18 protein-coding genes are annotated in these 18,415 nt (G+C 68.2%); 5 read left to right on the top strand and 13 right to left on the bottom strand.

Going from position 1 to position 18,415, the window contains the following annotated elements; translation table 11 throughout:
- Window positions 1-35: 35 nt before the first annotated feature.
- Window positions 36-1,424, top strand: a complete 1,389-nt coding sequence (locus tag ASF77_RS06180; protein WP_056335920.1) for a nucleobase:cation symporter-2 family protein — start codon at window positions 36-38, stop codon at window positions 1,422-1,424.
- Here ASF77_RS06180 and ASF77_RS06185 read toward each other — a convergent pair.
- Window positions 1,421-2,371 (bottom strand): 2-hydroxyacid dehydrogenase, encoded by a 951-nt coding sequence (locus ASF77_RS06185; RefSeq protein WP_056336488.1) that lies wholly within the window; start codon window positions 2,369-2,371, stop codon window positions 1,421-1,423. The two genes, ASF77_RS06180 and ASF77_RS06185, sit on opposite strands and share 4 nt — an antisense overlap.
- 17 nt (window positions 2,372-2,388) lie before the next feature.
- Between ASF77_RS06185 and ASF77_RS24495 the strand changes: the two genes are divergently transcribed.
- Together ASF77_RS24495 and ASF77_RS06190 are read left to right on the top strand one after the other, a co-directional pair.
- Window positions 2,389-2,541 (top strand): hypothetical protein, encoded by a 153-nt coding sequence (locus ASF77_RS24495; protein ID WP_162244814.1) that lies wholly within the window; start codon window positions 2,389-2,391, stop codon window positions 2,539-2,541.
- A gap of 90 nt (window positions 2,542-2,631) precedes the next feature.
- Window positions 2,632-3,480 carry a universal stress protein gene (locus ASF77_RS06190; protein WP_056335923.1) on the top strand — a complete coding sequence of 283 codons (849 nt, stop codon included), beginning with the start codon at window positions 2,632-2,634 and terminating at the stop codon, window positions 3,478-3,480.
- A 132-nt stretch (window positions 3,481-3,612) separates the two neighbouring features.
- On the opposite strand, the gene ASF77_RS06195 is transcribed toward ASF77_RS06190, so the two are convergent.
- From ASF77_RS06195 to ASF77_RS06210, 4 genes are read right to left on the bottom strand one after another with little or no spacing between them, the layout of a single operon-like run.
- Window positions 3,613-4,551: a 3-hydroxyacyl-CoA dehydrogenase NAD-binding domain-containing protein gene (locus tag ASF77_RS06195; protein ID WP_056335926.1), complete on the bottom strand. Its 939-nt coding sequence runs from the start codon at window positions 4,549-4,551 to the stop codon at window positions 3,613-3,615.
- Between the two features lie 8 nt (window positions 4,552-4,559).
- The gene (locus ASF77_RS06200) at window positions 4,560-5,306 is read right to left on the bottom strand and encodes an ABC transporter ATP-binding protein (protein ID WP_056335931.1); all 747 of its coding nucleotides are present in this window, start codon (window positions 5,304-5,306) and stop codon (window positions 4,560-4,562) included.
- On the bottom strand, window positions 5,306-7,090 hold the full coding sequence (locus ASF77_RS06205; RefSeq protein WP_056335935.1) for an ATP-binding cassette domain-containing protein: 1,785 nt from the start codon (window positions 7,088-7,090) through the stop codon (window positions 5,306-5,308). The genes ASF77_RS06200 and ASF77_RS06205 overlap by 1 nt, the downstream gene beginning before the upstream one ends.
- Window positions 7,087-8,142, bottom strand: coding sequence for a branched-chain amino acid ABC transporter permease (locus ASF77_RS06210; RefSeq protein ID WP_056335939.1), 1,056 nt, complete (start codon window positions 8,140-8,142; stop codon window positions 7,087-7,089). The genes ASF77_RS06205 and ASF77_RS06210 overlap by 4 nt, the downstream gene beginning before the upstream one ends.
- A 285-nt stretch (window positions 8,143-8,427) precedes the next feature.
- Between ASF77_RS06210 and ASF77_RS06215 the strand changes: the two genes are divergently transcribed.
- Complete coding sequence (locus ASF77_RS06215) at window positions 8,428-9,615, top strand: ABC transporter substrate-binding protein (RefSeq protein ID WP_056335941.1); 1,188 nt, start codon at window positions 8,428-8,430, stop codon at window positions 9,613-9,615.
- A 27-nt stretch (window positions 9,616-9,642) separates the two neighbouring features.
- Here ASF77_RS06215 and ASF77_RS06220 read toward each other — a convergent pair whose 3' ends face one another.
- The 4 genes from ASF77_RS06220 to ASF77_RS06235 form a co-directional block, all read right to left on the bottom strand.
- Complete coding sequence (locus ASF77_RS06220) at window positions 9,643-10,269, bottom strand: NUDIX hydrolase (RefSeq protein ID WP_056335945.1); 627 nt, start codon at window positions 10,267-10,269, stop codon at window positions 9,643-9,645.
- Window positions 10,266-11,246, bottom strand: coding sequence for a GGDEF domain-containing protein (locus ASF77_RS06225; RefSeq protein ID WP_056335948.1), 981 nt, complete (start codon window positions 11,244-11,246; stop codon window positions 10,266-10,268). The genes ASF77_RS06220 and ASF77_RS06225 overlap by 4 nt, the downstream gene beginning before the upstream one ends.
- A 54-nt stretch (window positions 11,247-11,300) precedes the next feature.
- The gene (locus ASF77_RS06230; protein ID WP_082493584.1) at window positions 11,301-11,861 is read right to left on the bottom strand and encodes an efflux RND transporter periplasmic adaptor subunit; all 561 of its coding nucleotides are present in this window, start codon (window positions 11,859-11,861) and stop codon (window positions 11,301-11,303) included.
- A gap of 191 nt (window positions 11,862-12,052) precedes the next feature.
- Entirely contained in the window at window positions 12,053-13,996 is a 1,944-nt protein-coding gene (locus ASF77_RS06235; protein ID WP_156648764.1) for an alkaline phosphatase D family protein, read from the bottom strand.
- Window positions 13,997-14,209: 213 nt separating this feature from the next.
- Here ASF77_RS06235 and ASF77_RS06240 point away from each other — a divergent pair, with 213 nt between their 5' ends.
- Window positions 14,210-15,457: a glutamate carboxypeptidase gene (locus ASF77_RS06240; RefSeq protein ID WP_056335956.1), complete on the top strand. Its 1,248-nt coding sequence runs from the start codon at window positions 14,210-14,212 to the stop codon at window positions 15,455-15,457.
- 82 nt (window positions 15,458-15,539) lie between these two features.
- Here the strand turns inward: ASF77_RS06240 and ASF77_RS06245 are convergent, their stop codons facing one another.
- Genes ASF77_RS06245 through ASF77_RS06260 form a run of 4 tightly spaced genes read right to left on the bottom strand, consistent with a single transcriptional unit; the run spans window position 15,540 to window position 18,409 of the window.
- A complete protein-coding gene (locus ASF77_RS06245; RefSeq protein ID WP_056335959.1) occupies window positions 15,540-15,932 on the bottom strand; it encodes a RidA family protein in 393 nt (130 codons plus the stop codon).
- An 18-nt stretch (window positions 15,933-15,950) separates the two neighbouring features.
- Complete coding sequence (locus tag ASF77_RS06250; protein ID WP_056335962.1) at window positions 15,951-16,385, bottom strand: thioesterase family protein; 435 nt, start codon at window positions 16,383-16,385, stop codon at window positions 15,951-15,953.
- A complete protein-coding gene (locus ASF77_RS06255; RefSeq protein WP_056335965.1) occupies window positions 16,378-17,550 on the bottom strand; it encodes an acyl-CoA dehydrogenase family protein in 1,173 nt (390 codons plus the stop codon). The genes ASF77_RS06250 and ASF77_RS06255 overlap by 8 nt, the downstream gene beginning before the upstream one ends.
- 4 nt (window positions 17,551-17,554) lie before the next feature.
- Window positions 17,555-18,409, bottom strand: a complete 855-nt coding sequence (locus ASF77_RS06260) for an enoyl-CoA hydratase family protein (protein WP_056335969.1) — start codon at window positions 18,407-18,409, stop codon at window positions 17,555-17,557.
- Between the last annotated feature and the right edge of the window lie 6 nt (window positions 18,410-18,415).

Genomic DNA, 18,415 nt, shown 5'->3' on the forward strand with positions numbered 1-18,415 from the left:
GCCTGTAGAATCCGCTTTTTGCCCGGCCCTCCCCCATGACTACACAAGCCCCGCCGTCCGTCACGCCCCCGCCCGCCTCGGAACTGATCCTCGGCCTGGAAGACCGTCCCCGTCCCCTGATCGGCCTGCTTGCAGCCCTGCAGCACCTGCTCGCCATCATCGTGCCGATCGTTACGCCGGGCTTGCTGATCTGCCAGGCCCTGGGCGTGTCGGCGCGCGACACCAACCTGATCGTCTCGATGTCGCTGGTCATCTCGGGCATCGCCACCTTCGTGCAATGCCGCCGCTTCGGGCCGCTCGGCGCGGGCCTCCTGATCGTGCAGGGCACGAGCTTCAATTTCGTCGGCCCGCTGATCGCCGGCGGCAGCTTGATGGTCAAGAACGGCACCCCGGTGGAAGCCGTGATGGCCGCCATCTTCGGCGTCGTCGTCGCAGGATCGTTCGTCGAGATGGGCGTGTCGCGCATCCTCCCTTACGTCAAGCGCATGATCACGCCGCTGGTGACGGGCATCGTGGTGCTGATGATCGGCCTCACCCTGATCAAGGTCGGCCTGGTAAGCATGGGCGGCGGCTTCCAGGCCATGCAGAACGGCAGCTTCGCCAACGGCGAGAATCTGCTGCTCTCGGGCGTGGTGCTGGCTTTGATCGTCGGCCTGAACCGGGTTCCCGTGGTCTGGATCCGCAGCTGCGCCATCGTGATCGCCCTCGCTGTGGGCTACCTGCTGGCCGCTTCGATGGGACGGCTCGATTTCAGCGGCATGCACGAGGCGCCGCTGTTCCAGGTGCCGCGCCCGCTGCACTTCGGGCTCGACTTTTCCTGGTCGCTGTTCATCCCGATGATCGTCATTTATCTGGTGACTTCGCTGGAAGCGATCGGCGACGTCACGGCCACCAGCAAGATCTCGCGCGAGCCGGTCGAGGGGCCGCTGTGGATGCGCCGCATCAAGGGCGGCGTGCTGCTCAATGGCGCGAACTCGCTGCTGGCCGGCGTCTTCAATACCTTCCCGAGTTCGATCTTCGCCCAGAACAATGGCGTGATCCAGCTGACCGGCATCGCCAGCCGCCATATCGGCGTCTACATCGCCCTGTTCCTGGTCGTGCTGGGCCTGTTCCCGGCGGTGGCCGGCGTGATCCAGGCCGTACCGGAGCCGGTGCTGGGCGGCGCGGCGATGGTGATGTTCGGCGCCGTGGCCGCGGCCGGCATCAACATCCTGGCCAGCGTCACGCTCGATCGCCGCGCCCTGCTGATCATCGCCGTCTCGCTGGCGCTGGGCCTGGGCATCTCGCAGGTGCCGGAGTTCCTGGCCCACATGCCATCCGCCCTGCGCAACGTGTTCGAATCGGGCGTGGCGACGGGCGGCATCTGCGCGGTGCTGATGAACTGGTTCCTGCCGGCGAACCCGCAGGAAGGCGCGCGGATCTAAAGCACCACCGGCGTCGGCAGCGGCCGGCCGGCAAAGTGGGCCACCAGATTGTCCACGGCCAGCCGTCCCATCGCCGTGCGCGTCTCGATCGTGAAGCTGCCCACGTGCGGGGTCAGCACGACGCGCCCGGATTCGCGCAGCGCGGCGGGCACGCGCGGTTCGTCGGCGAAGACGTCGAGCGCCGCCGCGCCCAGGCGCCCGGCCTGCAGCGCCGCGACCAGCGCTGCTTCATCCACCAGCGAGCCGCGCGCGATGTTGACCAGGGTGCCCTCGGGCCCGAGCGCAGCGAGCACGGCGCCGTCGATCATCGCGCGCGTGGCCGCACCGCCCGGCGCGCACACCACCAGGAAATCGCTGGCTGCGGCCAGTTCGAGCAGCGATTGGCTGCGCGGATAGCTGACTTCCGCCGTGCTGCGCTGGTAGTAGGCGATGCGCATGCTGAACGCTTCCAGGCGCGTAGCCACCGCGCGCCCGATGCGTCCCAGGCCGACGATGCCGGCCACCTTGCCGCGCAGGCTGCGGCCAGGCGCCAGCGGCGTCTTCGCTTCCCAGCCGCCGGCGCGCACATAGCGGTCGAGCTGGGGCAGGCGCCGGCTGGCGGCCAGCAGCAAGGCGACCGCCAGATCCGCCACGTCTTCGGTCAGCACGTCGGGCGTGTTGGTGACCGCGATGCCGCGCGGCGCCAGCGCCGTGAAATCCACTGCATCGACGCCGACGCCGTGCACGGCCACGATTTCCAGCTTCGGCAGACGCGCCGCCATGGCCGCGTCGATGCCGGCGGTGCCGGTCGTGAAGACGCCACGGATGTCGGCGCCGACGCGGGCGAGGAAGGCGGCGCGTTCGGCGGGTGGTACCTGCGCCAGGCGGTGGCATTCGAATTGCGCGTCGAGCAGCGCGTCGACTTCGGGCACCCAGCCCGAGCCCAGGAGTAAGATATTCGGCCGCACGGGCGCCTCCATTCGTGATGAGATCCGGAGAGTATAGGACGGATCGCTCGCGCCGGCGCCGCCAGCGCTATGTGTCATGCGGCTGCTTCGGGCGCATCGGCGCGCCGATCGCCGGGGTGGTGGGCGGCAGCGGGCAGCGCTTCGGCCCGGCAGCGCTTGCGCATGCGTGACAGCGCCCGCCGCCCGGCGTAAACTCATGCTGACGGCCGCGCCCCGGCCGCATCGTTTCCACCGTGTCTTCCCTTCTCCCAGGAGGCAGCATGTACAAGACCATCGTGGTTCACGTCGACGACAGCAATGCCATGGAAGCCCGGCTGCGGGCGGCCGCCCAGCTCGCCAACCTGTTCGAAGCCCATCTGGTAGGCAGCGCCGCCACCGGCCTGTCCTGGCCCTCGTATGCCCTGCTGACGGGCTCGATGGCGGTGGCGCCGATCGACGAATTCAACGAACTCTGCGCCAGCACGCGCGCCGGCCTGCGCCACTTCGGCGAGCGGGCGCGCCAGCTCGGCGTGGAATCGTTCGAGGAACGCCTGACCGAGGACGAGCACCGCCACGCGCTGCTGCTGCAGTCGCGCTATGCCGATCTGGTCGTCACCAGCCAGGACACGGGTGCACGCGGGCTTGTGCACAGCGGGGCGCGCGGCCTGCCGCAGTACGTCGCCCTGCATGGCGCGCGGCCGGTGCTGGCCGTGCCGGCGGCCTACGAAGGCCGTCCGCTGCACGAGGAGATTCTGGTCGGCTGGGACGGCAGCCTGCAGGCGACCAGGGCGATTGCCGCCGCGCTGCCGCTGCTGGTACGTGCCAGCAGCGTGCGCCTGGCGCTGGTGAATGCCGACCGCGAAACCGGGCTGCACCGCGGCCTGCACGGCGACGAACCCGGCGCGGACATGGCGCTATATTTGGCGCGCCATGGCGTGCGTGTCGACGTCGTCCTGGAGAAGAGTTCGGCGCCCATCGGGGAAGCCCTGCTTGCGATGGCGCGTGCCTACGATGCCGGGCTGGTGGTCAGCGGGGCGTTCGGGCACAGCCGTTATCGGGAACTTGTGCTGGGCGGGGTGACACGGGTGCTGCTGGAGCGCAGCGACTTGCCGGTGCTGGTGGCGCATTAGGGACGGCGCGGGCGAGATCGGCGGCGCGGTTTGCAGCTGACACGTATCACCGCGTGGGCACAGGGTGCCCACGCGTGCGCAACGTTAAAATGCCCGCGACGTCGAATCGAATCCGAAACGCCTGCACATCCTTCACGGCAGCTTGTCCGTCCCCGCCTTCGCCTCGATCAACCCCGCCAGCAAGGCATCCCGCGCCGGCGCCAGCTGCGAACCATCGCGCCCGGCCAGCGCCGCCGCGACACCCTCCGCCAGCTGCGCCTTGAGCGCCTCGGTGATCGCCGGCGTCCCGAGATCCGCCCACCAGCTTTCGATCGGCCCACCGAGGTGATCGAGCATGTGCCGGATGCCGCCTTCCCCACCCGACAGGTGCAGATTCAGGAAAGGCCCCATCAGCGCCCAGCGCAGCCCCGGCCCGCAGGCGATGGCGGTGTCCACATCGGCCACCGTCGCCACGCCCTCCTGCACCAGGTGGAACGCTTCGCGCCACAGCGCCGCCTGCAGGCGGTTGGCGATATGGCCCGGCACTTCCTTGCGCACGTGGATCGGACGCTTGCCGATCGCCGCATAAAAGGCGAGCGTACGTTCGACGGTTTCGACCGAGGTGAGCGCGCCGCCGATCACTTCGACCAGCGGGATCATGTGCGGGGGATTGAAGGGATGGCCGAGCACGACGCGTTCGGGATGCGCGCAGGCTTCCTGCACACGGCTCATCAGGAGGCCCGACGAACTCGAGGCCAGGATGACCGAGGGCGGCAGCAGCGCGTCCATCTCGCGAAACAGCGCCAGCTTCAGGTCTTCGCGTTCGGGCCCGCTCTCCTGCACGAAGTGCACGCCGGTCAAGGCTTCCTTCAGGTCGGCCGAAAACCGTAGACGCTCCGGCGACGCCCCCTCCGCCAGCCCCATCTGCGCGAGAATCGGCCAATGCGCACGTACCGCCGCGCGCAGCGTGTCTTCCGCACCCGGCATCGGGTCGGTCGCCGAGACGTCGAAGCCGCGCGCGAGAAAACAGGCCGCCCAGCTGGCGCCGATGACGCCGGTGCCGACGACGCCGATGCAGGTGATCCCGTTCATGCCCTTCCTCACGCCGATTTCTTGTTCAGGCCCAGGTAGGTGTCGATCACCTTCGGGTCGTTCGCCAGCTTCGCCGCCGGCCCTTCCATCACCACGTCGCCGGTCTCCAGCACATAGCCGTAGTCGGCCGCCTGCAGCGCGGCGCGCGCGTTCTGCTCGACCAGCAGGATGCCGACGCCGGTCTCCTTCAGGCGCACGATGACGCGGAAGATCTCCTTGACGATCAGCGGCGCCAGGCCCAGGCTCGGTTCGTCCAGCATCAGCAGGCGCGGTTTGGCCATCAAGGCGCGCCCCAGGGCCACCATCTGGCGCTCGCCGCCGGACATGGTGCCGGCCGCCTGCGTGCGGCGCTCGCGCAGGCGCGGGAACAGCTCGTACACGGTCTCCAGTCCCGCCGCGTAATCCTTTTCGCGCCGCTTGTAGCGCGTGTAGCTGCCCAGCAGCAGGTTGTCCTCGACGCTCATGGTGGTGAACAGGTCGCGGCTCTCGGGCACCAGGCTCATGCCCTGGGCCACGCGCTCCTCGACCGGATAGCTGCGCACGTCGACGCCGTCGAGCAGCACCGATCCGCGCGCAGAGGCGCTGGCCGCCTGCGCGCCCGCGATCGCGTTCAGCATGGTCGACTTGCCGGCGCCATTCGGGCCGATGACGGTGACGATCTGCCCGGCCCCCACGCGCAGGTTCAAGCCGTGCAGGGCCTCGACCTTGCCGTAGGCGACGTGCAGATCCTTGATTTCCAAAATCGGCATGGCCATCAGTCGATCCCTCCCAGATAGGCTTCCAGCACGGCAGGATCCTGCTGCACCTGGGCCGGATTGCCCTCGGCGATCTTGGTGCCGAATTCCATGACGATCAGGCGATCGGTCAGGTTCATGACGAAGTCCATGTCGTGCTCCACCAGCAAGATGCTCATGCCCTCGCCCTTCAGTTTGTTCAGCAGCGTGGCGAGCGCTTCCTTTTCCTTGTAGCGCAAGCCGGCCGCCGGTTCGTCCAGCAGCAGCAGGGCCGGATCGGCGCACAGGGCGCGTGCGATCTCCAGGATGCGCTGCTGGCCCAGGGCCAAATTGCCGGCCTGCTCGTAGAGCATGCCGCCCAGGCCCACGCGTTCCAGCTGGCGCCGCGCCTCCAGCAGCAGCGCCGCCTCCTCGGCGCGGTCGAGCGAAAGACTGCTGGCGATCACGCCGCGCCCGGCGCGCAGGTGGGCGCCGATCGCCACGTTCTCGAGCACCGTCATCTCCGGCAGCAGGTGCACGTGCTGGAAGGTGCGGCCGATGCCGAGCTTGACGATCTCGCGCGAAGGCAGCGAATCGATGCGGCGCAGGCCCTCGTTCGTGGCGAAGCGGATCTCGCCGCTGGTTACCGGCAGTACGCCCGTCACCAGGTTGAACATGGTGGATTTGCCGGCGCCGTTGGGGCCGATCAGGCCGACGATCTCGCCGCTGTTCACCGTAAAGACCATGTCGTTGACGGCCACCAGGCCGCCGAACTGCTTCCTCGCCTTGTCGATCACGAGCAGCGGCTGGCCGAGAGGCGGACGCGCGCGATGCGGCAGTTCGGGTGCGGCGTCCGGCGCCACCGCCGCCGGACGCTGCGGCAGCCAGCGCGCGATGAAGGGCCAGATGCCGTTGCGGGCATGCTGCAGCAGGATCACCATCAGGATGCCGAAGACGATGATCTCGAAGTTGCCGGTCGAGCCCAGCAGGCCCGGCAGGTAGCTTTGCAGCTGGTCTTTCAGGATGGTCAGCACGGCCGCCCCGAGGATCGCGCCCCACAGGTAGCCGGCCCCGCCGATCACCGCCATGAACAGGTATTCGATGCCCGCGTTCAGGCCGAAGGGCGACGGATTCACGGCGCGCTGCAGGTGTGCGTACAGCCAGCCCGAGACGCAGGCCAGCAGGGCCGCGATCACGAAGATGCGGATCTTCATCGCCGCCGTATTCACGCCCATCGCCTCGGCCATCAGGCCGCCGCCCTTCAGGGCCCGGATCGCCCGGCCCGAGCGCGAATTGAGCAGGTTGCGCAGCAGCGCGATGGCGGCAATCAGGATCACCCAGATCAGGAAGAACATGCTCGAACCGGCCCCCAGGTTCAGCCCGAACAGGGTCAGCGGAGGGATGCCGGCGATGCCGTCGTATTTGCCGAGGAACTCCAGGTTCCCGAACAGGTAGTACAGCGACAGGCCCCAGGCGATCGTCCCCAGCGGCAGGTAGTGGCCGGACAGGCGCAGCATGATGGCGCCGATGAACAGGGCCGAGGCCGCGGTCACCAGCAGGCCGGCGGCCAGGCCGATCCAGGGCGAGATGCCGTGCGCGGTCGACAGGTAAGCGGTGGCGTAGGCGCCGAGGCCGACGAAGGCGGCCTGGCCGAAGGAGGTCAGGCCGCCGACGCCGGTCAGCAGCACCAGGCCCAGTGCGACGATCGCATACAGGCCGATGTAGTTGGCCAGCGTGACCCAATAGGCCGGCAGCGGCAGCAGGCCGAAGATGGCGACGGCAATCGCCAGCGCGGAAAGCGGATGGCTGAAGATCGGGTGCTTCATTCGTCGCCCTCCTCGACTTGCGGGTGGACGATGGAGCGCCACAGGAGCACCGGAATAATCAGGGTAAAGACGATGACCTCCTTCAGGGCGCTGGCATAGAACGACGAATAGGCCTCCAGCAGGCCGACCAGCAGCGCGCCGGCCGCGGCCAGCGGATAGCTGGCCAGGCCGCCGATGATGGCGCCCACGAAACCCTTCAGGCCCATCAGGAAGCCGCTGTCGTAATAGATGGTGGTGAGCGGCGCGATCAGCACGCCGCACAGGGTGCCGATGCTCGACGCGAGCAGGAAGGCCAGGCGTCCCGCCTGCGTGGTGCCGATGCCGACCAGGCGCGCGCCGCGCCGGTTCACCGCCGTGGCGCGCAGCGCCTTGCCCGACAAGGTACGGTCGAAATACAGGTAGAGCGCGCCGATCAGGAGCAGCGCGGTCGCGATCACGACGATGCTCTGGCCGGAAATGCTCAGGGTGCCGACGTTGAACACGGCATCCGAGAACGGCGCCGTGCGCGAACCTTCGGCGCCGAACAGCACCAGGCCGATCCCGAGCAGCACCAGGTGTACCGCCACCGAGACGATCAGCAGCACCAGCACCGGGCTCTCGGCCAGCGGCTGGAAGGCCAGGCGGTAGATGATCGGGCCCATCGGCGCGACGATGGCGAAAGTCAGGGCCAGTTGCGCCAGCATCGGCCAGCTTGCGCCTTCGGCGCTACGGGCCACGAGATACACCGCGGCCGGGAAGATCATGAATTTGGTGAGGGCCATGCCGACCGCGCGTACGCGGTTCACCTGCCCCGCCGGCGTGCGCAGGGTGGCGAACAGCTCCTGCAGGAAGGCGGCCGCGCCGAGAATCAGCAGCAGCGCCGCGCTATGCGGGGACTTGCCCGCCTGGAGCGCCGCCATCGTCAGCGCGCCGAAGGCGAGGAACTCGCCGAGGGGAATGAAGATCACCCGGGTGATCGAGAACACCAGCACCAGCGCCAGTGCCAGCAGCACGTACACCGCGCCGCTGGCGATGCCGTCCTGGGTCAGGATGGCGAAAATCGTTAAATCCATACCGCTGCCTGGAGCATGCCGATGCGTCGCGCGGCGCGATGCGTCTCCTCATCGCGTTCGCCACCGGCCCTGCCCGCGTGGCCCTCCTTTTCGGTTGTCGTTGTAAGCACGCTTTCGTTCGACCGCATCGAAATGCGCCATGGCGGCAGCCTGTTTTCCATCCGCCATGGTTAAATGATATGCGAAAACAGTTAGGGAACTGACATTTTTTCCTTCGTGTCAGCCTATACTAGTGCCCAGGGCCGCCCCGCCGCGGTCACTTTTTGAATACAACAGGAGACAGGCATGACCCGCATTTCCCGCCTCAGTACCGTCCACAACAGCGCCCGCAAGCGTGTCCTCGTCGTCGCCGCATTGGGGGCCGCCTTCGCCGCCGGCGGCGCGCACGCGCAGATCAAGGTCGGGGTCTCGATTTCGACCACGGGCCCGGCCGCATCGCTCGGCATCCCGGAGAAGAACACCTTCGCGCTGCTGCCGAACGAGATCGCGGGACAGAAAGTGCAGTACATCGTGCTCGACGACGCCTCGGACGCGACCCAGGCCGTCAAGAACGCGCGCAAGCTGGTTTCCGAAGACAAGGTCGACCTCCTGATCGGCTCCTCGGTCACGCCGACCTCGCTGGCCATGCTGGAAGTGGCGGCCGAAACCGAGACGCCGATGATCACCATCGCCGGCGCCGCGCGCATCGTCGAACCGATGGACGCCAAGCGGCGCTGGGTCTTCAAGACCACCCAGCACGACGGCCAGATGGCGGCCGCCATCACCCAGCACATGTCGAACGCCGGCGTGAAGACCATGGGCTTCATCGGCTTCGCCGACGCCTACGGCGAAGGCTGGTATGGCGAGGCCGCGAAATACGCGCCGGCGCGCAAGATCAAGCTGGTGGCGAACGAGCGCTATGCCCGCACCGACACCTCGGTCACCGGCCAAATCCTGAAGCTGATGGCGGCCAATCCGGACGCGATCCTGATCGCCGGCTCCGGCACTCCGGCCGCTCTGCCACAGAAAGCCCTGCGCGAGCGCGGCTACAAAGGCAAGATCTACCAGACCCACGGCGTGGCCAACAGCGACTTCCTGCGCGTCTGCGGCGCCGATTGCGAAGGCACCTTTGTGCCGGTCGGCCCGATGCTGGTCGCGAACCAGCTTCCCGAGTCCAATCCGATCAAGAAAACCGCCCTGACCTATGTGACCAAGTACACGGCGGCGCACGGCAAGGACAGTGTCTCGACCTTCGGCGGCCACGCCTGGGACGCCTCGCTGCTGCTGGCGGAGGCGGCGAAGACCGCGGTGCCGAAGGCCAAACCGGGCACCAAGGAATTCCGCGCCGCCCTGCGCGATTCGCTCGAAGGCCTGAAGAACGTGCCGGCCTCGCACGGCATCTTCAACATGAGCCCGACCAACCACCAGGGCCTGGATCAGCGCTCGCAGGTGATGGTCAAGATCGAGAAGGGTGCGTGGAAGTACGTGCCGTAAGCAGGAACCAGCGCGCGGCTGGCTCCGCTAGCCGCGCGATAGAAAGGCGTCCAGCACGGCGTGGTCCGTGCTGCGATTGAGCAGCTGGCGCGCCTGCGCCGGCGTCGCCAGGTGCACGGCCTGGGATTCCCATCCCATGCCGGCCGGATGGCCGCCGACCCGGCGCGCCAGATAAAAGCGGGTATGGGTCTGGGTGCGGCTGAAGTCGCCCAGCCAGCCCGTCAGGACGATGCTCAGCCCCGATTCTTCCCAGGTTTCCCTGATCGCGGTTGCGCGCAGCGAGGCGCCCATCGCCCTTCCTTTCGGGAAGGTCGCCGTGTAGCCGCCGAAAGCGTTCGAGGGCGCCACCAGCCAGAGCCGCCCGTCCGGTTCCACCACCACGGCGCCGGCCGCGGCCTGCTTGCCGGCCGGGAGGACAAAAGGCGGCTCCTCGATCGGCTCGGCATCGGCACGCCACATCGCGTGTTCGATCTCCGATTCGGCCGCTTGCGCCAGCACGACCCCATTCAACATGTCGCCGCAGGCGCTGCCCGGAATGAAGGTGACGCAGGCCTGCGCATCTGTCAGGCGCGCCAGGTCGCATTCCTGCGAGGGGGCGAGCAGGCGCAGTTTGCGGCCGTGTTCGTCGGGATGGGGGTGGTAGATCTCGCTCATGCCTGCAAGGTCTCCTGGATGTCGGATTCCAGCATCACCCGGTCGCGCCCGGCGCGCTTGGCCGCGTACAGCGCGCGGTCGGCCGCTTCGATCAGGGATGGGGCATCGAGCAGGCGGCCCGCCTCGTAAGTCGCCACGCCGATGCTGAGGGTGACGTGCGGCCGGGTGGCGGCCGGCGCATGGGGCAGCGCCAGCGCCGCCACATGGGCGCGGATCGCATTCGCATGGCACAGGGCCTGCGCCGCCGAGGTGTCGGGCAGGATCGCCGCGAATTCCTCGCCGCCGTAGCGTGCCGCCACGTCGGCCGGGCGTTTCATCATCGCGGCCAGCGCCTGGGCCACCGTGATCAGGCAGGCGTCGCCCTGCTGGTGACCGAAGTGGTCGTTATAGGCCTTGAAGGAATCGATGTCCATCAGCAGCAGGGCCAGGTCGCCGCCGTTGCGCTGCGCCCGGCGCAGCTCGCGTTCCAGCGAGAGGTCGAAATAGCGCCGGTTGTGGATGCTGGTGAGGCCGTCGACATAGCTGCGCGCGCGCAGCGCTTCCGCGTGCTCCAGCAGGTGGCGCTCGCGGTCGACGATGCCGGACACGTCGCGGATCTCGATCATGCAGAAGACCGCCTTGCCTTCCCTGAAAGGCGTGACGACGATGGCCTGGTCGATGCGCTCGCCGTCGAAGCTGCCGGCGGCGCGCAGCGGGAACGGCGTGCGCTCCTGCGCTTGCGATACCGTCCGCGCTGCACCCGCGCTGTCGCCGAGCGCACCCAGCACCGCCGCCTCCACGCGCGAACCGCCCAGCTCGGGGAAGACCGCGAACAGCGAGTGCCCGCGCACCCGCGCCGCGGCGCGGCCCGAGCGGCCCACCATCCAGCGGTTCCACAAGACGATGCGGTATTCGGCGTCGAGCACGATCACGCCGCAGTCGACGAGGTTGAGGGCGGCGGGGGCGTGGTCGTGGGTGGTGTCTGGTGCGCTGATCATGACGCTATTGTACGGGAGGGAGGCCGCCCCCGCGGGGGGCGGCGCAGCGGCCCCTCAGGGCTGGAAGTTCACGCTGCAGCGGATCCCGGCGGGGATCTTGTTGCCCGCGTTCGGCAGCTGCAGGCGCACCCAGAAGGTGCCGCTGGCCGGATCGATCAGTTTATCCACGACGACGACCTTGGCTTTATAGGTGCCGGGGAAATACGGCGCGAGGCTGACCGAACCGGTCATTCCTGCGCGGACTTTGCCGAACAGCGCGGCCGGCGCGATGACCTCGATGTTGAGCGGATTGAGCTGCGCCAGCTTGAGCACCACCGAGCGGTCGGCGCGCACCAGTTCGCCCGGGCCCAGCACGCGTTCGACCACGACGCCGTTGAGAGGGCTGACGATGGTGCGCAGGTTCAGGTGTTCCAGCTCTTTCTTCAGCTCGCCCTCGCGCAGCGCCGCCTCGGTTACCATCTCGTCGCGCTCCTGGGCGGAGATCAGCTGCTTCTTGAACAGGGTCTCGTTGCGTTCGACCTTGCGCTTGTCGTACTCGATGCGCGAGCGCGACAGCGCGACCGCGGCCGCCTCGACGCCGGACTGCAGCCGCGCCACCACTTGCCCCTTGCTCACCGAGCCGCGGCGGTCGACCGGCGCCGAACGATTATTTCTCGGTGGAAAATTTAACCCGTATGGCCGGGCGCTTCTCGTCGCGTCTGTGCAACAAAATAAATTGCTTTGAAAAACAGGCGCGAGGTGCTAATCGGCACAGGCTGGCTGCAAGCGACCCGTCTGCCTCGCCCATGCATGCCGCCACGGCGACCTTACTGCTTCGCCACCGACTGCCCGGCAGCCGCTGCAATGCACGCCTCCCCCTCTGGCGCCAGGAAGCGGGTCGACGGCCCGCCATCGGCGTTGTGCTGCACGATGCGCACCGGCCGTCCCTGCCCGTCCAGCCACACCTGGCCGATGCCGGCGCCGTTCCAGACGCGCTCGCCTTCCTGGCGCCGGTCGGGCAGGCGCGGCGTCAGCGCCAGATCGCGGCGCTGGGTGAACCAGTTCAGCGGCGAGCGCGGCGAGTACAGCCAGCGGTTGAGGCGGTCGAGCCAGGCGAGCAGGCGGGGCGGAAATTCGTTCTTGATGCCGCTGCTGGTGACCTGCCAGATATGCGGCATGCGATCCGAGTCGCGCAGCTCTATATCGTAGGCGAACGAATAGTGCACGTCGCCCGACAGGATCACGTAATTGCCAGGCGTGCGCGAGTGGCGGAAGATGTTGAGCATGCTGCTGGCCGCGCCGCGGTGCGCCATCCAGTTCTCGGCGTCGACGGTCAGGGCCAGGCCGGCGAAGGTGGCGAGCCGCTGCACCACCTCGATCAGCTTCACACCGAACATGGGCGCCGGCGAGACGATGACGGCGGCGGTTTCGTCGAGCAGCTCGTGCTGCAGCTCGGTCAGCGATTCCCAGTCCATCAGGCCCGACGGATGGCCGGGCCGGCGCCGGTCGCGCCAGCGCCGCGTGCGGGTGTCGAGCACGATGATCGTCGGTTGCGTGCGTATGACGAAGTGCCACTGGCGAAACGTGTGCAGGCGCTCGATCAGCGCGTCCTGCAGCGGCGCATCCAGACGGTCGTCGGACGTCGCCGTGGCGCCCAGCTTCTCCAGATCGTCCAGCGCCGACGCGAACACGTCGGGGCGGTTGCCCCAGCCCTGGCACAGCATGTAGGCGACCAGCGCATTGCCGACGATGCGGCGTGAGAACGGGTGCTCGTAGGCGGTCTTCTCCCACTGGGACGACAAATTCCAGTCGTCGGTGATGTCGTGGTCGTCGAAGATCATCAGGGTCTGCACGTGCGCCAGCAGCCGTGCGGCGCGCGGCAGATCTTGGCGAAAGCCCGCCAGCGCCTCCGATTCGCGCCGCCAGCGCTGCGCATGCTTCGCGTCCAGCGCCGGCGGCGGCGCATCGGCCACCAGTTGCCAGGACACGGGCGACCAGGCCAGCAAGTACATGGCCATCACCTCGGCGAAGGTCACCAGGTGGTTGTGCGCGTTCGCGGTGGTGAAGATCGGCTTTTCGCTGCCGCCGAAGAAGCGCTCGCGCAAAGCGAGGTTGGACTTCGTCGCAGGCAGCAGCTCTTCGCGCCGGTAGTAGCCGGCCGGATGGCGGTACAGCGCGTCGCTGTCGGCGACCAGCGCGCCTTCCAGGGTTTCGCCGTACAGGCCCAGGCGCCGGATCAGCGCGTGGATCGCCGCCAGCATCGGGCCGGCGACGTCGTCGGCATACACCTGGTCGCCGCACAGCATGAGCATGGCGGGACGCTCCTCGGATCGCTCGACATGATCCGCCACCAGCGCGTCCGCGCGCGCCAGGCCGTCGCGCGCGGGATGGTGCGGCTTGCGGCAGGAGCCGAACAGGATGTTGTCGCTGCGGCTGCGCAGCACCAGGTTCGGCCGCGCCGCGCCCGCATGCAGCAGGTGCGGCGCCCACTGCGCGATGCCGGCTTCGCCGCCGTCGCCTTGGTCGATGAGCAGGTCGTACTCGATGAGCGTGTCCTGCGGCAGCGGCGCGGGCAGCGCGACATCGATCAGATGCACGCAGGCGTGGCGGCCGACGCGCACCACGCGGCAGCGGCCTTCGTCCAGGCGCAGACGCTGCACGGCGCCTTCCCGCGGCGCCAGCACCAGCGTCAGGTCGAGCGGCGCGCTGCCGGCCAGCCACAGCACCAGCCGGCCAGGCTCGAGGCGGCGCAGGATGGGGCCGGCGAGCACGGGCGGCAAGGACTCGGGAGCGGGAGTCTGGATCAATCGGGTAGGCTGGAGTGGTTAAACGAACAAGGCAGTGTAGCAGACAGGACGAGGGACTCGAACCCGCCGCTTGTTTGTTGCCCTTCTCTCCGAACGCTGGGAGGACTACAGACCCTTAATGTATTGACAAACATTCGATAAGCTGGATACTGGGCTGCACCACAACAGGAGCATCGCATGCACGGACTCGGGATCGGGAAACTCGTCGCGCCAGGCGCGCTGGCACTGGCAGTCGCCCTTCAAGGAAGCGCACTGGCTGCCCCACCCATCGACCAACAGGTGCATGCGCAGGCGACGCAAGCGACCCCGATGGTGTTGAGCCTTCTGGAAAAGCTGGTCAACATCGATTCCGGCACGGCGAACGAACGCGGGCTCGACGCCGTCGGCGCGATCGTCGCCGACGAAGCGCGCAAACTCGGCATGACGGTCACGCTCTCCCCGGCGCTGGCGCCCGCGGTCGGAAAGAATGTGGTCGCCACCCTTGCTGGCACCGGTTCGGCAAAGATCCTCCTGATGACCCACATGGACACGGTGTTTGCCGAGGGCACGGCCGCGGCCCGCCCCTTCCGCGTCGAGGGCGACCGCGCGTACGGCCCGGGTGTCATGGACGACAAGGGCGGCATCGTCCTGGCGCTGCAGGCGATCCGGATCCTGCAGCAGACGCAGTTCAACAGCTTCGGCAAGATCACCCTGCTCGTCAACACCAATGAGGAAACCTTCTCGAAAGGCTCGCGCGGCCTGATCGAGTCGCTGGCCCGCCAGCACGACGTGGTACTGAGCATGGAGCCGGGGCGTGCCGCCGACGGGCTTGTCGTCTGGCGCAAGGGCTCGGCCGACCTGCTCATCGACGTCAAGGGCAAGAGCGCACACGCCGGGGTGGCGCCGGAGGCGGGCCGCAATGCCGCGATGGAGGCCGCGCACCAGATGCTGCAGATGTCGAAGCTCGGCGATCCCGCCAAAAGCACCACGGTCAACTTCACGGTCATCAAGGGCGGAGAACGCCCGAATGTGATCCCGGACGCCGCGCGGGTGCAGGGCGATATGCGCGCCACCCAATCCGCCGAATTCGAGCGCGTCGAAAAAGAGATGGCGCGCATCGCCACCAACAAGCTGATCCCGGACACCGAAGTCAAGACCAGCCTCGTCCAGGGGATGGCGCCGATGCCGGTGAATCCGCGCACCGATGCGCTGGCCGGCCGGGCCCAGGCCATCTATGGCGAGCTGGGAATGAAACTGACCCTGGAACGCTCCGGCGGCGCCGCGGACGCGAATTACACGGCGGCGCAGGGCGTGGCTACCATCGATGGCCTGGGTATCGTCGGCGGCGGCATCCACACCGAGAGCGAGTATGCGGAGATCAAGAGCATTGCGCCGCGCCTGTATCTGCTCGTGCGCATGGTGAAGGAACTCAGCAGCCAGCGTTGAGCGTGTCGCGGCAGTGCCGCCAGCGGCGTCGGCACCGCTGTTTGCGCACGTCGACCGGCCCCTTTTCTATAAAGGGGATTGCTCACTCCGGCACCACCGCCGTCACCTCGATCTCCACCTTCGCCCTATCTTCCACCAGCCCCGCCACCTGCACCGCGCTCATGGTCGGGAAGTGGCGGCCGATCAGGTCGCGGTAGGCGGCGCCGATGGCGGGATAGGCGGCAACGTATTCCTTTTTGTCGAGCACGTACCAAGTCATGCGCACGATGTGCTCGGGCCTGGCGCCGCCCTCGGCCAATACCGCGACGATGTTTTCCAGGGCCTGGCGCACCTGGCCGGCGAAGTCGTCGGTCTGGAAGACGCCGTTCGCGTCCCAGCCGACCATCCCGCTTACGAACACCATGCGGCCGGAGGCGGCGATGCCGTTGGCGTAGCCGCGTGGGCGCGGCCAGTCTTTCGGTTGGAGGAAGTCCATGGTGATACCTTTCGTTGACTAGTCTGCGCCCGCGGGCATGAACTGGAGGATGGATGTGCGCATGGCGTCTGGGATGCGGGTCGCCCTGCCCTGCGCCAGATCCATCGTGACCAGCACCAGGGTCGCACGCACGCGCTCGGCGCCATCCTCGCCCAGCAGCCGGATCGCCACCGTGAGCGAGGCGCCGCCGATCTTCACAACCGAGAGTTCCGCGCGCAGCAGGTCGCCGAGCCGGCTGGGGGCGAGGAAGTCGGCCTGGACGTTCACGGTCGGCAGGCCGAGCTTGCGCTCGCCGTGCAGTTCGCGAAAGCTGGTGCCCAGTCCCTGCGCGCACCAGTCCTCGACCAGGTTGTTGAACATCTCGAAGTAGCGCGGATAGAAGACGATGCCGGCCGGGTCGCAGTCGCCGAAGCGCACCAGCACCTCGCGCGCGAAGGTGTGCGCTTCAGCCACGCGGGGCCGCCTCGGCCAGCAATTCACGCGCGATGATCAGCTGCTGCACCTCGGTCGCGCCCTCGTAGATGCGCAGCGAACGGATCTCGCGGTACAAGCGCTCGACCGGCTGTTCGCTGACCACGCCGAGGCCGCCGAACATCTGCACCGCGGCGTCGATCACCTGCTGCGCCGTCTCAGTGGCGGTCAGCTTGGCCATCGCGGCCTCTTTCGTGACGCGCCGGCCCTGATCGCGCTGCCAGGCGGCGCGGTAGGTGAGCAGCGCGGCGGCATCGATGCCGGTCGCCATCTGCGCCAGCTTGGCCTGGGTCAGCTGGAAGTCGGCCAGGGTCTTGCCGAACATCTTGCGGCTGGTCGCGCGCGCCAGCGCCTCGTCCAGCGCGCGGCGCGCGAAGCCCAGCGCGGCGGCGGCGACCGAGGTGCGGAAGATGTCGAGGGTCGCCATCGCCACCTTGAAGCCCTGTCCCGCCGCGCCCAGGCGCTTGGAGACCGGCACGCGGCAGCCGGAAAAGCGCAGGCGCGCCAACGGGTGCGGCGCGATCACGTCGATGCGCTCGGCGATCTCGAAGCCCGGCAAGCCGGCGTCGACGATGAAGGCGGAAATGCCGCGCGCGCCGGGCGCTTCGCCGCTGCGCGCGAAGACCACGTACATGTCGGCGATGCCGCCGTTCGAGATCCAGGTCTTCTCGCCATCGAGCACATAGTCGTCGCCATCGAGCGTCGCCGCGCAGGCCATGGCCGCGACGTCGGAGCCGGCATCCGGCTCGGACAGCGCGAAAGCGGCGATCGCGTCGCCGCGGCCGACCCGGGTCAGGTAGTCGCGCTTGTTCTCTTCGCTGCCGAACAGGGTGATGGCGCCGCTGCCCAGGCCCTGCATGGCAAAGGCGAAGTCGGCCAGGCCGGAGTGCCGTGCCAGGGTTTCGCGGATCAGGCAGACGGCGCGCGTGTCGATGGCCTCGCCCGCGCCGCCATAAGCCGTGCCGCCGATCGCATGCTTCAGCCAGCCGGCTTCGCCCAGCTGCTTGACGAGGCCGCGGCAGGCGGCGTCGACATCATGATCATGCTTCTGCGCGATATGCTGCGCGGCCCAGGCGTCGAGCGCGCGCGCCAGTTCGCGGTGGCGGCTGTCGAGAAACGGCCAGTCGAGATAGTCGGTGTCGGCCACGGGTTCAGTCTCCTTCGAATTGCGGTTTTAACTTGGCCACGAACGCGTGGTAGGCGCGGTGGAAGTCGTTGGTGGCCATGCAGATGGCCTGGGCTTGCGCTTCGGCCTCGATGGCTTCGTCGACGCCCATGTTCCACTCCTGCTGCAGCATCTTTTTGGTCATGCCGTGGGCGAAGGTCGGCCCGGCGGCCAGCGCGGCGGCGAAGCCCTGGGCCTCCGCCAGGACGGACTCCGGCGCGCACAGGCGGTTGAAGAAACCCCAGCGCTCGGCTTCCTCGCCACCCAGGCTGCGCCCGGTGTAGAGCAGCTCGGCAGCGCGACCCTGGCCGATCACGCGCGGCAGCAGCGCGCAGGCGCCCATGTCGCAGCCGGCCAGGCCGACGCGGGTGAAGAGAAAGGCGGTCTTGCTGCGCGCGGTGCCGTAGCGGATGTCGGACGCCAGCGCCAGGATCGCGCCGGCGCCGGCGCAGACGCCGTCGATGGCCGCCACGATCGGCTGCGGACAGGCGCGCATCGCTTTCACCAGGTCGCCCGTCATGCGGGTAAATGCCAGCAGCCCCGGCATGTCGAGCTTGGTGAGCGGGCCGATGATGTCGTGCACGTCGCCGCCCGAGCAGAAATTCTCGCCGGCGCCGGTGACGACGATGGCTTTGACGTCATCGGCATAAGCCAGCGCGCGGAACAGGTCGCGCAGCTCGGCGTAGGAATCGAAGGTGAGCGGATTCTTGCGCTCGGGACGGTTCAGCGTAATCGTGGCCACGCCCTGCGCGAGGCCGAACATGAAGTGCCTGGGGCTGTAGCCGGCAAAGTCCTTGCGGTTGCCGGGCAGGTGGTGCGGTTCGCCTGGAAGATGGCGCATGCGTTC

It is taken from the genome of Massilia sp. Leaf139 (genome assembly GCF_001424165.1).
Taxonomy (GTDB): domain Bacteria; phylum Pseudomonadota; class Gammaproteobacteria; order Burkholderiales; family Burkholderiaceae_D; genus Telluria.